Here is a 15434-nt window from a genome sequence, read left to right on the forward strand (position 1 = left end):
GCGCAAGGGGTTTTTAACACAATTAATCGCATTACTATTGTCTGATTCAAAAGCTCGCAAATTAGCTTACTAAGCTAATTTATAAAGGCTTTAGACAGACGTTACCCCATTATTTTAAACGTTTAAGGTAGATTCACTATGACCAGTGCAGAACTTAGAAAGGCTTTTTTAGACTTTTATGTTAAGCAAAACCACACCGCGGTTCACTCAAGTCCGGTGGTGCCTGCCAATGATCCAACGCTGTTGTTTACCAACGCCGGCATGGTGCAGTTTAAAGAGACGTTTTTAGGTCAAGAATCACGCGATTACGTGCGTGCCACCACGGTGCAACGTTGTATTCGTGCCGGCGGCAAGCACAACGACCTTGAAAACGTTGGTTACACTGCGCGTCACCATACGTTTTTTGAAATGTTGGGTAACTTCAGTTTTGGCGATTATTTTAAACATCAAGCCATCACCTTTGCCTGGGACTTTTTAACCAAAGAGCTTAAATTACCGGCCGAAAAATTGTGGGTAACGGTGTTTGACGAAGACACCGAAACCGCCGACATTTGGTTAAAAGAGATGAAGATTAGCCCAGAGCGTTTTTCACGTTGTGGCGCTAAGGACAACTTTTGGTCGATGGGCGACACCGGGCCTTGTGGGCCGTGTACCGAAATTTTTTACGACCACGGTGCAGACATTGCCGGCGGCCCACCCGGTTCGCCCGACGAAGACGGCGACCGTTACATTGAAATTTGGAACCTGGTGTTTATGCAGTTTGATCGTGCGGCCGATGGCACCTTAACGCCTTTGCCCAAACCGTCGGTAGACACCGGCATGGGCTTAGAGCGTTTAGCGGCCGTAATGCAAGGTGTACACAATAACTACGACATCGATTTGTTTAAAGCGTTGGTCAGCAAAGCCGCACAACTCACCGCGCAAATCGACTTAAGCAACAGCTCGTTGCGCGTGATTTCAGATCATATTCGCTCGTGTGCGTTTATTGTCGCCGACGGGGTTATGCCTTCAAACGAAGGACGTGGTTACGTGTTACGACGCATTATTCGCCGCGCCATTCGCCACGGTTACAAGTTGGGTCAAAGCCAGCCCTTCTTTTATAAAATTGTCGGCACCTTGGTTGAGCAAATGGGCGAGGCTTATCCTGAATTAAAAGCGCAACAAGCCAATGTAGAACGCGTGTTAAAACTCGAAGAGGAGCGCTTTGCCGAAACCCTTGAAAACGGTATGAAACTGCTTGACGAAGTGATGAGCAATTTGCAAGGCACTGTGATTGCTGGTGATGTCGCGTTTAAGTTGTACGACACCTTTGGTTTTCCGTTGGATTTAACCGCCGATGTAGCGCGTGAAAATGGCTTAACGGTCGATAACGACGGATTTGCCAGCGCCATGGACGCACAGCGCGAACGCGCGCGTTCGGCGAGTAGTTTTGGCAGCGGCGTGGCTCAACGGGTTGATTTTGAAGGTCATACGCAGTTTTTAGGCTATGATCGTGATGAAGCCGACAGCACCATTTTAGCGATTTTTGTGGACGGCAAGTCGGTGGCTTCGGCCGCTGAAGGCACTCATGCCATTGTTATTTTAGACCGTACCCCGTTTTACGCCGAATCGGGCGGACAAACCGGTGACAGCGGCAGTCTAACCGAAGGCATGAACAGTTTTCATGTCAACGATACCCAAAAACAGGGCACGTTGTTTTTGCATCAAGGTGTGGTGACGGCGGGCACAATCAGTGTCACCCAAGCCATTCATGCCAAAATTAATTTAGAAGATCGTCGCGCCTGTGAGGGTAATCACTCGGCCACCCATTTACTGCACGCGGCTTTGCGTAAAGTATTGGGCACACACGTTCAGCAAAAAGGTTCGCTGGTAAAAGCCGATCGTTTGCGTTTTGACTTTGTGCAGTTTGAGCCTATTTCGGCTACCCAATTGCGTGAAGTAGAGCAGATGGTTAACCAAAAAATCATGCACAACGCCCCAGTAGAAATGACCGAAATGGACATTGAATCGGCTAAAGCTAAGGGCGCAATGGCGCTGTTTGGCGAAAAATACGGTAAAGTGGTGCGAGTGGTGCAAATGGGTGAGTTTTCTGTTGAATTGTGCGGTGGAACACACGTCAATTCGGTGGGCGACATTGGGCCTTTTCGCATTACCGCTGAAAATGGCATAGCCTCTGGCGTAAGACGTATTGAAGCGGTCACCGGTGAAGCCGCTTGGGCAGCCATTTACGCCGAAGACGCGGCACTGGCACAGGTAGCCGAAGTGGTCAAAAGCGACAAGCAACAAGTGGTAGCTAAAATCACCCAGGTGATGAACGACTACCGTGCGCTCGAAAAAGAACTTAAGCAGTTGCAATCTAAGTTAGCCGCATCACAAGGCGATGATTTAGCCACTCAAGCAGTTAAGGTTGGCGAAGTGAATGTGCTGGCGGCCACGATGCAGGGTGCAGATACTAACGTGTTGCGCGAAACCCTAGACAAGCTAAAAGACAAATTAGCCCCGGCGGTGATTGTTTTGGCGGCGGTTGAAGGCGACAAAGTCACCTTAGTGGCCGGTGTAAGCAAAGCCGTAATAGGGCAGTACAAAGCTGGCGAATTGGTGAATCACGTCGCCATGCAAGTGGGGGGTAAAGGCGGTGGTCGTCCCGATATGGCGCAAGCCGGTGGCAATGACCCCAGCAAATTAGACGCGGCTTTGGCTTCGGTAGTGGCTTGGGCGCAAAGCAAGTAACGTCAAGTAAAATTTACTTAATTTAAAACTAACAAAAGAAATAGAAAAAATGGCATTAATTGTTCAAAAATACGGCGGCACTTCAGTAGGTAATATTGAGCGCATCCAAAATGTAGCCAACAAGGTCGCGCAGTTTGTCGATCAAGGGCATCAGTTAGTGGTGGTTTTGTCGGCCATGAGCGGCGAAACCAATCGCTTGATGGCGATGGCCAACGAAATTCAAACGCGCCCCTCTAAGCGTGAATTAGACGTGATGTTAACCACCGGCGAGCAAGTCACTATTGCGTTATTAAGCATGGCGTTGCAAGAAAAAGGCTATCCAGCCATTTCCTACACCGGTTGGCAAGTGCCTATTCGCACCGACGATTCGTATACCAAAGCGCGTATTTCTGAAATTGATGGCGATAAAATTCGTTATCAATTGGCCGAAGGCAAAGTGGTGGTGGTCGCGGGCTTTCAGGGAATCAGTTTTGAGGGTGATATTACGACCCTTGGTCGTGGCGGTTCGGATACCACAGCGGTGGCTTTAGCCGCCGCATTAAACGCCGACGAATGTCAAATTTACACCGATGTAGACGGCGTTTACACCACTGATCCGCGCGTAGTGCCCGAGGCCAAACGGTTAGATAAAATCACCTACGATGAAATGCTTGAATTGGCCAGTTTGGGTGCCAAAGTATTGCAAATTCGTTCGGTTGAATTTGCCAGTAAATACAATGTACCGTTAAGAGTGTTGTCGTCTATGCAAGACGGTGGCGGCACGCTGATTACTTCTGAAGAACACTTTAAGGACAATGAGATGGAACAACCACTGATCTCGGGAATTGCGTTTAGTCGCGATGAGGCAAAATTGATGATGTTAGGCGTACCCGACAAACCGGGCGTTGCCTATAAAATTATTGGCCCTATTTCGGACGCCAATATTGATATTGATATGATTATTCAAAACCAAGGCGTAGACGGTACTACCGACTTTACCTTTACCGTAAGCCGTTTAGACGCACCCGCTGCGCTAGAGATGCTGCAAAGCAGCGCCAACAAGCTAGGTGCGCGTGAAGTCTTGTCTGACGACACCATTGTTAAAATTTCTATGGTAGGTGTGGGCATGAAATCACACGCCGGCATTGCCAGCACTGTGTTTAAAACCTTGGCCGACAATAACATTAATATTCAAATGATAGGCACCACCGAAATTAAAATATCGGTGGTGATTGAAGAGCGTTATTTAGAAACAGCGGTGAAAGCCTTGCACCAAGCGTTTGATTTAGACAAATAACTTAATAAATCTTTTGCCAGTGTTTTAAAACCCGCTTAACCGCGGGTTTTTGTTTCTGGCGGTTAAAGCGGCGTTGATTGAATGTTGATTGAGTATTCACGTTGGTTTTAATGGTTTTAATGCCCGCAAACCAAATAAAACCTAAAAATTGCACCTGTAAGGTTTACAAGCCGTAACATTGCTTGTATTATACGCGCCTGAAATAGGAGACGTGGCCGAGAGGCTGAAGGCGCTCCCCTGCTAAGGGAGTATAGGGTTTATCCCCTATCGAGGGTTCGAATCCCTCCGTCTCCACCATTTCATTGGTTTTATTTAGTGTTAGCCTACTAAAAATAGTGAAATAAAAATAGTGAAAAATATTCTTGACAGTTTACAAATTAAACACTAGAATACGCACCACTTACAAAGCGCCCGTAGCTCAATTGGATAGAGTACTCGGCTACGAACCGAGCGGTTAGGGGTTCAAGTCCCTTCGGGCGCACCATATACTAAACCCCGTTTAATCTAAGATTAAACGGGGTTTTTTATTGTCTAAAATTTATTCGTCTTGTTTAATTTTTAATATTTCGTATACTCGTTGGCTTGCTAAAAATACTTAACAAACCAGGTGTCGAATCCTTGAAAATTAAAAACCACAAATCACTCATTTCTTACGAACACAATTTATTTAGCCCCGCGTTTTTAATGTCCCATTGGGCGAAAGATTACGATGCCTATTGCGCCAGCGGTGAAGATGATACGCTGCGCGAAAAACTAAGCCATTGGGCGAATAAAGACTTTCAAAAAGAAACGGCTGCCGAAGGGCGCTTTGTACAATTATTTTTTGTTGAACTTTGGTGTTACATCGGCTCTGGTGAACAAAACCGAGAAGATGGATTTACCCTTTACCCACAATTTCCTATCAATCATGCTGGGCAGCGCGGTGGCAAAGGTTATGCCGACTTAGCCCTCGGCTGGTTTGCCTTACAAGATCACCCCGAAACGCCGCAAGTGTTATGCGAATTTAAAGATATTCGTTCCGGCCTCGACGAAAAACAAAATCGCAAAGACAACGATCGTTCGCCGGTGCAACAATGCGCTGACTATCTACACTTTGCCCGCCAGCAATATGCGCCTTACGGACACGAGAAAATTCAACCCACCTGGGGCATTGTTACCGATATGAACGAATTCCGTTTATATTGGAAAGCCAAAATGCCGGGGCAATACCAGCGGTTTATTCTCAAACCCAAGACCATGAAAGAGCAATCGCTTAGCCTGCTGGCCGATAGCGAACAGGCTCGTCAACAACGGTTTTTATTCAAAACCCTGTTTCAAAGCGACATGCTCCTAAATCGCGGCAATGCATCTGCTTTGCTCAAACTGTTCAACTCTCAGCAAATTCAAGAAAAAGTGCTTGAAAAGACCTTTTATTTTGAATATCGCGACTATCGCGAAACCTTATTTAAAACCTTGTTAAAAGCCAACACTTTAAACTACCCACCGCAAAAACTGGTACGCCTCACCCAAAAACTGCTCGACCGCTTACTGTTTATTATGTTCTGCGAAGACATGGGCGCGCACCTCGAATATCCGGTAAATCTGCTGCGCGATTTAATGGTCGAAGGCTCGCAAGACACTCGCTATAACCCACTAGCCAACGACTTTTACGAAGAAAAAGTATCACGCCTGTTTAAAACCATGCGACTGGGCGGCACCTTATGGAATCACCGCATCAACAAATTCAATGGCGGATTATTCGCCGCCGATGACGACTTAGAAAACTTGTTTATCCCCAACCACATCTTTTTTACCCCGATGCAGGGCGCAACCGAACAGGCGATGAAAACCGAAAAACACACCTTGCTGTATTTTTCCGCCAACTACAATTTCGGCATCGAAGACGGCGGCGAACGCACCATCGGCCTTTACACCCTTGGGCGCATTTTCGAGCAATCCATTACCGACCTCGAAATCATGGAAGCCGAAGCCGCCAACGAAGAATCGCTGATGAAACTCAGCAAACGCAAAACCGACGGCGTGTACTACACCCCCGAATGGGTCACTGAATATGTGGTCGAACAAACTCTTGGGCTACGCCTGCGCGAACTGCAAACCGAACTTGGCTTTGAGGCCTACAGCGACTTAACCGATTTAGAAATCGACGCCGCCCACACCAAAAATGGTAAATTCGCCGCGCAAAAATCCCGCGCCAAAAGCTACTTTGAAGTACTTGAAGAATATGAAGTGCGTCTGAGCGAAATAAAAGTGCTTGACCCTGCCTGCGGCAGTGGCGCGTTTTTGATACAAGCGCTTAAACGCCTGCTAAAAGAACACGAAGCGATCAACAAAGAAAAAGCCCGCATCAGCTACGAATTTAAACAAGGTGGCCTGTTTGATGTTGGCCAAGTCTATCGCAATATTCTCTCTAAAAACCTTTACGGTGTGGACATCAACCCAGAATCGGTTGAAATCACCAAACTCGCACTTTGGTTGCATACCGTCATGCCCGGCCAGCCCCTATCCTCGCTGGATAACAATATCCTTTGCGGCAATAGCCTGGTCGATTGGGATATTCAAACCATCTTGCCCGACCTTAAGGAACACCAACTCGCCAAAATCAACCCGTTTAGCTACGCCGAAGCGTTTCAAGAGGTCTTCGCCAACGGCGGTTTTGACGTGATTATCGGCAATCCGCCCTACATCAAACTGCAAAACATGAAAAAGGTCGCGCCGGAAGCGACCGAATACTGGGTAAAGGCCACTAAAACCGAAAGCCTGACCGACGAAAACGGTCAAATAATTGAAAAGCAGGTGCCGAAATTTCGCAGTACCCAAACCGGCAATTACGATATTTATTTACCGTTTTTTGAACAATCGGTGCAACTGATTAACCCAAAAGGGCGCATGGGGTTTATCGCGCCGAGTGTTTGGGCGGTAAACGAATACGGCGCAGGGCTAAGAGCCTTTTTACATCAAAGCCAACAAATGGATCGTTGGATTGACTTTAAAAGTTACCAAATTTTTGACGAAGCCATTACCTACACCGCGTTGCAGTTTTTTACTGGTCAAGCGAATGACGGCATCAAATTGCATTTTGCTCCGCAAGGCGCGGATGATTTAGCAGGCCTGCATTGGGACGACATTACGCCTTTACCTTATCATCAACTCGACCCTAACCAGGCCTGGCAGTTTATGCCGGAAGTTGAACGGGTTTTAATCAATAAATTATTTGAAACTTGTCCATCTTTGAAAAGCATGACTACATCAATTTCACAAGGTTTGATTACAAGTGCAAATAATATTTATCACCTCACCAAAGTCGCAGACGGACGTTATATTTCCTATACCGATAAACAAAATCCATTGGAAATTGAAATCGAAGACGGCTTAATGAAACCGCTGATTTCCGGTATAGAGGCCAAGAGATATCAACAGCCGCTCACCGAAACCTATTTACTGTTTCCCTATGACCTCAGCGGTGATTCACCGAAATTATTTACTCAGCAACAAATGCAAACCCAATTCCCGCAAGGCTGGGTGTATTTGCAAGCGCATGAGGCATATTTACGCGGGCGCGAAAGTGGAAAATTTAGTAACGATGCTTGGTATCAGTTCGGGCGTAATCAAAATCTAGATAAGCAGGGAGATAAAAAGTTATTTGTCGCTGGCACAGCACCAGAATTGAGACTCTCGTATGACTATGAGGCTAAATATACTGCGAATGATAAACGCGTTTATACAATTCATGCGGAAAAACAAAATGACTTAATCTACTTGCTGGGTATCTTAAATGCCCCTGTAGCCAGCTACATTTTCAAAAAAATTGCTAGGCCAAAAGCCGGTGGATTTTTTGATATTGAATCGCAATATCTTGCCCCTTTGCCCATTCCAAATGCCAACGACGAGCAAAAAGCCCATATTGGCGAACTGGCGCAAACTTTACAAAACTTGCATTCGGAATACCGCGATAAACTCGCGCAATTTGATAAACGCCTCGCTTCTACGCAAATGCTCGCCGAACCCAAAGACTTAGCCTGGCTTTGGGCGGATATTCAACCCATCAACGACCTTAAAAAATCCGACCAAGCCAAAGCCAGCGGCTTAAAAGGCAAAGAACTCACCGAATGGGCGAAACAACAGGCACAAAAAGTGTTGGACAAAAACCTGCAGCCGCTAGCCAGCCAACTCAACGCCAAAACCAAGCTGGTCGTGCAATATCAAGACGGCGAAATGAGTTTATTAGCAAATGGCATCGAAGTCATTACCCAATATATCACCGATGAACAAGCCGCTTTGATGGTTCCGCAATGGCGACAAGTCATACGCACCACCAATATCACCCCCAGCGTCACCGCCGACAAACTCGTTGGACACCTGCTCAACCTAAAAACCACCCATAACGCCAGCCTAATCCAACAACTCAACACGCTCGACACCGCGCTGGAAAACCTCCAAACCCAAATCCAAACCAAGGAAACCCAACTCAACCAACACACCTACCAACTCTACAACCTAACCCAAGACGAAATCGCGTTGATTGAGGGTGGGTGAAGTTCATTTTTATTTGAATCTGCGAAATGAAAAAAAGGATTGATTATGAAAAAGCGTTCTTTTAAATCGGTTTTAACATCGCTGCCTGATTTGGTCGATATGCGTGTGACTTATCTTAGGCCTATTTTTGCGACAATTATATTTTTGAGCCTTGTTATTTGGGTGATATTTTTAACGGATGGTTCGGTTATTTGGATAGCTTTAACGCTTGGTGCTTTATGGGGTGGCTTTCCTGTCATTACCGGCTTAGCAGGCCTGGTGGTTTTTGTGTGGTGTTTAATGGAATCTTTGCTGAGCTGGGCAATCAACAAGCCTAGAGTTTTTAAAGCGCCCAAACGGCTTTCGATTGAAGAAAAGCAGAAGTTAAATGATTGGTTGGCCAGTCAAGAACAAAATACTGAATGCGAAAATGGTCAATTAACCCATACTAAAAAACAAGACAATAAATTTTTACTTGGCGTTATTGCAGGTGCCATTGGAATAAGCCTGTTAAGTGGTTGTGATGATGAATAAATTGATGTGTGAAGGTTCAGTCGTCACTCATTTCTGGGCACCTGCGTGGGAATGCAGACCGATAGCGAGTAAATCGGGGTCGTAAATGAGACTGTTGAACAAGGAACGGGTTTCCAGTAACCAAGTTTGATGGCGGTATCGGTCTGCTTTTGAACAATTAATAGGATTAAATTTTTGAGGTGATGATGGCGATTCCTGATTTTCAAACGGCGATGTTGCCGGTTTTAAAATGTTTGGCGGGCAAGGATGTGGTGAGTTCGGCGCAGATTGTGGAGCAGTTGAGCGATGCGTTTGCTTTAACGCCGGAACAGCGTGCGGAGTTATTGCCCTCTGGTAAGCAACCGATATTTAAAAATCGTGTTGGTTGGGCGATTCTGCATTTAAAAAAGGCCGGCCTGATCAGTTCGCCTAAACGTGCGCATGTTCAGATTACCGAGTTGGGACAATCAGTGTTGGCGCAAATGCCAGAGAGTATCAACCTGCGGTATTTAAATCAGTTTGAGAGTTATCGCGAATTTCGTTCCATTAAAGCTTCAGATAAAGAACCTCTTGAAGACATTTTAGCGCCAAATTCAGCAGGCACACCGGACGAGCAATTACAGCAGGCGTATCAGTCGTTGAATTGCAGTTTGGCGGCGGAACTATTGGATAACGTTAAACAGCTTTCGTCCCAAGCATTTGAACAGTTGGTGGTGGATTTGATGATTGGTATGGGTTATGGCGGTGCGCGTAAAGAAGCGGGGCAGGCGACTAAGCTGACGGGCGATGATGGCATCGACGGTATTATCAATGAAGACAAATTGGGTTTGGATGCGATTTATCTGCAAGCCAAGCGCTGGGAAAACACCGTTCATCGTCCAGAGATTGATAAGTTTATTGGTTCGTTGACGCGGCAAGGCGCAAAAAAGGGGGTATTTATTACCACGTCGGATTTTTCGCAGGGCGCGTTAGCCTCGGTGCGTGGGCTAAATTTATCGGTGGTGCTGGTGGACGGTCAAAAGCTGGCTGAGTTAATGATTGAGCATAATGTGGGTGTGAGCGTGAAAGAAATTTATCAAGTTAAAGCTTTGGACTCAGATTACTTTGAGGGCTTTTTAGCCTAAAAACCCGCCAAAAACAACCAGGCCTGGTTGTTTTTGTTGGCATTTTAAATGTGTTCATTATTTATGAACTTGAAGTTGTTGTGAACGGCTTGTTGTGATCTAAGCGGTGTAGTTATACGGTATGGACTGTCAACCCTTTTTCGTACACAAAGACGCCCATTTTTTATCTAAGTCCTTCATGGCTTTGATCCATTGATTTTCATACTCTACTGGCGAGTAATCGTCATTGGTACTGTGCATTCTTTTGTGGTTGTACCAACCAATATATTCGGTCACATCGTACAATGCTTCTTTACCCGTGCTGTAGGTTGTCCGATACACTCGTTCCTTTTTCAAAGAAGCAAAAAAACTCTCTACCACCGCATTATCCCAACAGTTTCCGCGACGGTGGACTGGATACAATCCTTCGTACACAAAGACACGTTAAAATGTAACTAAAAAATACGAACGGAAATTGAAATATGAAACACCTAAAACGCTATGACGATCAACTCAAACAACAAGCCATTGAAATGGCGTTAGAAGGTTCAAAACCAGTCGCGCAAATCGCCCGGGATTTGGGCATAACCGCTAACACCCTCTACGGCTGGGTCGATAAAACCCGCCGCGCCAATCCGAGCAAAGCGTCAACTAAACCTGCTGAAGTCAAGCCAGTTGATTTAGAGGCAGAGAGCCGCAAACTCAAACGCGAATTAACGCGTGCGCTGAAGGACGTCGAACTGCTAAAAAAGGCGGCCGCGTACTTTGCGGCACACAAGTAGCAAAGTACGCCTGGATAGACGAACATAAGACCCAGCATGGCACTTGTCGATTATGATCTATATCCTATATTTGAGGTAATTATAGGCTATAAAACCCTACAGGTTTATTAGACCATTACAGGCCAAGCTCTTTCACCCATAGGGTTGTTATTGACAGTGATCATTTGAAATTCAATGGATTTCCAATCAATGAGTTGATTGAGTTCGTCTAACTCTGTAATCGCTTCATGCTCGTGGATAAAGGCATCTGCAAGTGAGGTTTGAGTTAGGTTTTTCCAGGCCATTTTAGTGCTCCATTGAATGGTTTTAATGGGGTGTATTTTAAAGGTGAGTGACTTTGCATATCAGAATATTTTGAGTTTTTCAAAGGGTTCTCGTGCAAAGGTCTCTATTAGAATGAATTGTTTTATTAATTAATAGTGGTACACATTTGGTACACAAAATTTGAATTTCTTGAATATTTAATAGGTATAAAAAAGCCACAACCCCTGTTTATAAAGGATTGTAGCTTATGGTATCTGGTGGAGGTGGGCGGAGTCGAAAGCCCTTTTTTTATAGTGGTTTTAGTGGCTATATTGCCATTTTTGTGCCACTTGGTTTGTTGCTTACTTGGTTCTATAGAGGATTTTGTTGATCATCTAGGCCATAAATCCACTCAGATACTATATAACATTGTTTAAATATGAATTTAAAATGCAGGCTAAAAAAGGGCGTGAATAGATGGGGAAAAAGGCTTATAATTTCAGACGATAAATAATTGACGTTAGTGTTAAAAAAACGTCAGGGTGTAGTGAATGATTTATGGAGGAACTAAAAATGGAACTGTCTTCTAAACTTAAAGAACAGCTTAAAAAAGCCGTCCGAGTATCCATGCGTATTGAAGGTTACTCTGAGAAGTCGTCACCTGAGCTCCAAAAACAAGCTAAGACCTTAATGGAGTTGTACGGTGTTAAAGTATCAATTCCAGCAAAGTAACATCTACTATCCAAAAACAACCATTCCTAAAAACCGTCTTGAAATAACGGATTCAGCCCTACTCACTGAAATTGAAGCGGAGCTGTTAAATACCGCTTATACCGATTACACCCAATTTATCACCCCACAAACCGAATTTGATTTAGATTTTTTGTGGGTTTGCACCACAACACGTTTAATTCTCTTTACGACTGGGCAGGCTTCATTCGTACCGACAATATGAGTAAAGGCGGAAGCTTATTTTGCCAAGCGGCTTTTCTGCACAAAGAACTCAATAAATTGTTTAGTCAGCTAAAAGCAGAGCACTACCTTAAAGACGCAGCCAACACTTCGACACAAACCTTTGCGGAGCGCATTGCACACTATCAATGTGAGCTGATTAGCCTGCATCCTTTTTATGAACTCAATGGCCGCATTACGCGTTTGTTCTTTGATTTAATTGCGCTTGTTAACGGCTATCAACCTATTGACTACGAATCGGCCTTAATGATTGATAAGCAGCCTAATGACTACATTCAGGCTTCTATTGAATGTGTACAGTTGGCCGATATGAACTCCTTACTGAACATTATTTTGAACGGACTTCAAAAGCAAGAGGCTCTTTGACAAAGAATATCCCCGTTATATTGCTGTCAATTTAATGCCCTCTCAAGACATTAAAAATTGACTCCTTGCGTAAAAAAGCGGTCTTTAGCATGGCTTAATTTAAATGAGTCTTTATGTACTAAGTTCTCTAAAGTTCAACTTCAAATAACCGTCACTTACTTTTCTTGTTGCAAGAAGCGTATCACCACCATGTTTTGTAACTCTGAGATGACATTTTATCTTGTAGGGTTGTCGGGTATAGTTTATTTCAGATGACTTATTTGCCCTCACATAGGCTTCACCAGCACTCAACCTGTTCATCATTTCTGGTGTCAAACCTTTTAAAGCCGTATTAGCTTGTTGGATATGTTTTAGCCAGTTTGGTGAGTTAAATTTGTGTAAAAAAATAATCGATGATAACTCAATTAATGGAAGTGGCACGGAGAGCGGGTCTTGGCTCGCAATAATAACACTTGTAGCCCGGTGTCTCATTTCACGTACTGCTTCAACTAACCCTGTCACCATGTCAGGGTTATCAATGTATTTATGACACTCGTCAAAAATTATAATTTTATTAAAAGCCTGATTTTCAAATTTGGTTTCAGAAAACAGATTGAGTAGGACTACAAACAGGCCGAGTGCTTCGTCCTTTTCAATTAATTCATCCCGAATATCAACAATAATTAGCCTTCCAGGTTTAAGCAATGAGCCTAAATCAAATTCATCGTCAATGTACTGCTCAGCGAAGTCCAAACGCATTTGAGCAAGTTCAATTGTTTTATCAGCCATTTCTGAATTACATATCTCTTCTCGGAGTATTTCTAATGTCAACTCATCACGGTAATAACGCATAATTTGGGTGAGCTGTCGAATATAGGCTGAATTATTTCCTACAGCGCCCATTAAAAACTTCCAATGACTTACATGTGGTTTTTTTGAAGAAAATTTTAATGGATATACATCTATTCCGGGATACTCAATTTTACGTTCATTGACTTTATCTTCACTAGTTAACATTACGACATCATTTAAACAGCTCGGCTCTGCTCCATAAATTGATCTTAATTTCTCAACTTGATCGGTATCCGTATTTGGATTAATCATTGAACAAAATTCAGGGCTATAGTTCTGCGTTGCACTGTAATGAAAAATTACCGAAGCCAAGGGCTGTACCAAATAATTAATTCCAGGAATTTGCATCTGTGCCATTTCTGAAATTGCGCCTAATGTATAACTTTTTCCTCCTCCTTGAACACCAAATAAACTAATTGTATTTGGATGGTTTAAGTCTAATACAACTTTGGTTCCTGCATTATCAGCAATGATTCCATATTGAGCTGAATATTCATTCGCACCAAGGATTACGGTATCATCGACGCTAGATAAACTACTCTGAATTAATCGTCCGCGATAAAATCAACTTAGATATTTTTTGGCTCAAAGATAAAGCACTAGAAGATTCTGGAAATCTTCCGTCACCAGAAGTTTTGGCCGCTGAAATTGTAGAACAGCTGGATGCGGCTTTGGAAGAGTTTAGATCTGCTGAGGCACTCTTAGGATAATAAATTATTATTTCTAATACACAGATAGTTTATCTGCCAGTTAAGACCTTTTACACGAGTAAGGTACAAAAGAAAAACGCGGAAAGATTTGCCTGATTTCAGTTTAAAATGCAGGTGAGTTTTTACCTTTTTTTGTGCCTTTACCCTTGCAGAGTTCTTTTAAGATGGCCTTTTTAATTTAGTCCATAAACGGATAGTCGTTGTAGCCTTTGGCGCCAGGTGTGTAAAAGGTGCTGGGGTCGGCTGGGTTGAGTGGTGCGCCGGCTTTAATGCGCTCGGGCAGGTCGGGGTTTGCCAAGTAGGGTACACCAAAGGCCACGGCACTAAGCTGATTTTGGGCAATGGCCGTTTCGGCTTCTTGGGCGTTATAGCCCATATTTCCAATTAGGTTGCCGTGGTAATTTTGTTGTACAGCTGTCAAAATATCTTGTTTTTGCAGGCCTAAAAAGTCACTGCGCATTACGTGCAAATACGCTAAATTGAATTGGTTTAATTCGGTGCTTAACCAACGTGTTAGCTCGATGGGCTGGCTGTCTTGCATGCTGTTAAAGCTGTTAACCGGTGATATTCTAAGTCCCACACGGTCACTGCCCCATACTTGGCAGACGACGTCTAATACTTCTAACAATAAACGCGCTCGATTTGGAATGCTGCCGCCGTAGACATCGGTGCGCTGATTGCTGCCGTCGCGTAAAAATTGGTCTAATAAATAGCCGTTTGCGCCGTGAACTTCTACTCCGTCAAATCCAGCCGCCTGCGCGTTAAGGGCGGCTTGTTTAAATCCTTGAATAATGTCGGCAATCTCGTCAAGGGTTAAGGCTTTGGGCACGGTGTAGGGCAATTTGCCTTGTGGTGTGTGCACTTCGTCGTCGGTAATGGCCAGTGCACTGGCGCTTACTGGAACGTTACCGTTGTTTAACGCGGGGTGACAGGCGCGCCCACCGTGCCAAATTTGTAAAAAAATTCGGCCGTCTTTGGCATGTACCGCATCGGTAACGGTTTTCCAGCCAGCAATTTGTGCGGCCGAATAAATTCCGGGCTCTTTATAAAACGCACTGCAGCCTTCCATAGCCATGGTGGCTTCGGCGATCAGCAGGCCGCTGCTGGCTCGTTGGGCGTAATGTTGAGCCATAAGCGCAGTAGGAATATGGTCTTGCTCGGTGCGTCCACGGGTTAAAGGCGCCATAAGAATGCGATTGGGCAGGGTAATTGCCCCAAGCGTTAGCGGGGTAAATAGGTGCGGGTAGGCGTGCTGATTTTGCTGGGTGCTGTGGTTCATAACATCTCTTTTTTAGGGTTTTTTAATAGCGACCAGGCCTGGTAAGACGCTGGATGAGTGAATTTAAGTGAAAGTTATTCAAAAGATTATTGAAACGTTCGTTCTAAAGGTCGTTCA

General features: G+C 44.5%; 12 protein-coding genes, 2 tRNA genes and 1 pseudogene. 11 read left to right on the plus strand and 4 right to left on the minus strand.

Annotated features, from left to right (window positions below):
- Positions 1-138: 138 nt before the first annotated feature.
- From alaS to EP181_RS03355, 7 genes are all read left to right on the plus strand, one after another.
- Positions 139-2730, plus strand: a complete 2592-nt coding sequence (gene alaS, locus EP181_RS03325) for an alanine--tRNA ligase (protein ID WP_127470399.1) — start codon at positions 139-141, stop codon at positions 2728-2730.
- A 49-nt stretch (positions 2731-2779) separates the two neighbouring features.
- Positions 2780-4006, plus strand: coding sequence for an aspartate kinase (locus EP181_RS03330; RefSeq protein ID WP_127470400.1), 1227 nt, complete (start codon positions 2780-2782; stop codon positions 4004-4006).
- A gap of 205 nt (positions 4007-4211) precedes the next feature.
- Positions 4212-4303 (plus strand) — tRNA-Ser (locus EP181_RS03335).
- Between the two features lie 110 nt (positions 4304-4413).
- Positions 4414-4490, plus strand: a tRNA-Arg gene (locus EP181_RS03340).
- 134 nt (positions 4491-4624) lie between these two features.
- Positions 4625-8539, plus strand: a complete 3915-nt coding sequence (locus tag EP181_RS03345; RefSeq protein ID WP_127470401.1) for an Eco57I restriction-modification methylase domain-containing protein — start codon at positions 4625-4627, stop codon at positions 8537-8539.
- A gap of 45 nt (positions 8540-8584) precedes the next feature.
- Complete coding sequence (locus EP181_RS03350; protein ID WP_127470402.1) at positions 8585-9052, plus strand: hypothetical protein; 468 nt, start codon at positions 8585-8587, stop codon at positions 9050-9052.
- Positions 9053-9234: 182 nt separating this feature from the next.
- Positions 9235-10155 carry a restriction endonuclease gene (locus EP181_RS03355; RefSeq protein WP_232023557.1) on the plus strand — a complete coding sequence of 307 codons (921 nt, stop codon included), beginning with the start codon at positions 9235-9237 and terminating at the stop codon, positions 10153-10155.
- Between the two features lie 230 nt (positions 10156-10385).
- Here EP181_RS03355 and EP181_RS12840 read toward each other — a convergent pair.
- Positions 10386-10542: pseudogene (locus EP181_RS12840) on the minus strand (IS3 family transposase); the annotation flags it as partial.
- 74 nt (positions 10543-10616) lie between these two features.
- Here EP181_RS12840 and EP181_RS03365 point away from each other — a divergent pair.
- Positions 10617-10916 carry a transposase gene (locus EP181_RS03365; protein WP_127470405.1) on the plus strand — a complete coding sequence of 100 codons (300 nt, stop codon included), beginning with the start codon at positions 10617-10619 and terminating at the stop codon, positions 10914-10916.
- A gap of 107 nt (positions 10917-11023) precedes the next feature.
- Here EP181_RS03365 and EP181_RS11880 read toward each other — a convergent pair whose 3' ends face one another.
- Entirely contained in the window at positions 11024-11200 is a 177-nt protein-coding gene (locus EP181_RS11880) for a hypothetical protein (RefSeq protein WP_172959681.1), read from the minus strand.
- Positions 11201-11732: 532 nt separating this feature from the next.
- On the opposite strand from EP181_RS11880, the gene EP181_RS11885 reads away from it, so the two are divergent.
- The 3 genes from EP181_RS11885 to EP181_RS03370 are packed head-to-tail and all read left to right on the plus strand — an operon-like array spanning position 11733 to position 12497.
- Positions 11733-11891 (plus strand): hypothetical protein, encoded by a 159-nt coding sequence (locus tag EP181_RS11885; protein WP_172959682.1) that lies wholly within the window; start codon positions 11733-11735, stop codon positions 11889-11891.
- The gene (locus tag EP181_RS12035) at positions 11863-12114 is read left to right on the plus strand and encodes a hypothetical protein (protein ID WP_197723421.1); all 252 of its coding nucleotides are present in this window, start codon (positions 11863-11865) and stop codon (positions 12112-12114) included. The genes EP181_RS11885 and EP181_RS12035 overlap by 29 nt, the downstream gene beginning before the upstream one ends.
- Positions 12045-12497 (plus strand): Fic/DOC family protein, encoded by a 453-nt coding sequence (locus EP181_RS03370; RefSeq protein ID WP_232023495.1) that lies wholly within the window; start codon positions 12045-12047, stop codon positions 12495-12497. The genes EP181_RS12035 and EP181_RS03370 overlap by 70 nt, the downstream gene beginning before the upstream one ends.
- A 111-nt stretch (positions 12498-12608) precedes the next feature.
- On the opposite strand, the gene EP181_RS03375 is transcribed toward EP181_RS03370, so the two are convergent.
- Positions 12609-13685, minus strand: coding sequence for an ATP-binding protein (locus EP181_RS03375; protein ID WP_127470406.1), 1077 nt, complete (start codon positions 13683-13685; stop codon positions 12609-12611).
- A gap of 531 nt (positions 13686-14216) precedes the next feature.
- Positions 14217-15317, minus strand: coding sequence for an alkene reductase (locus EP181_RS03385; protein ID WP_127470407.1), 1101 nt, complete (start codon positions 15315-15317; stop codon positions 14217-14219).
- Between the last annotated feature and the right edge of the window lie 117 nt (positions 15318-15434).

The sequence above is a fragment of the Thiomicrorhabdus aquaedulcis genome (genome assembly GCF_004001325.1).
Taxonomy (GTDB): Bacteria; Pseudomonadota; Gammaproteobacteria; order Thiomicrospirales; family Thiomicrospiraceae; genus Thiomicrorhabdus; species Thiomicrorhabdus aquaedulcis.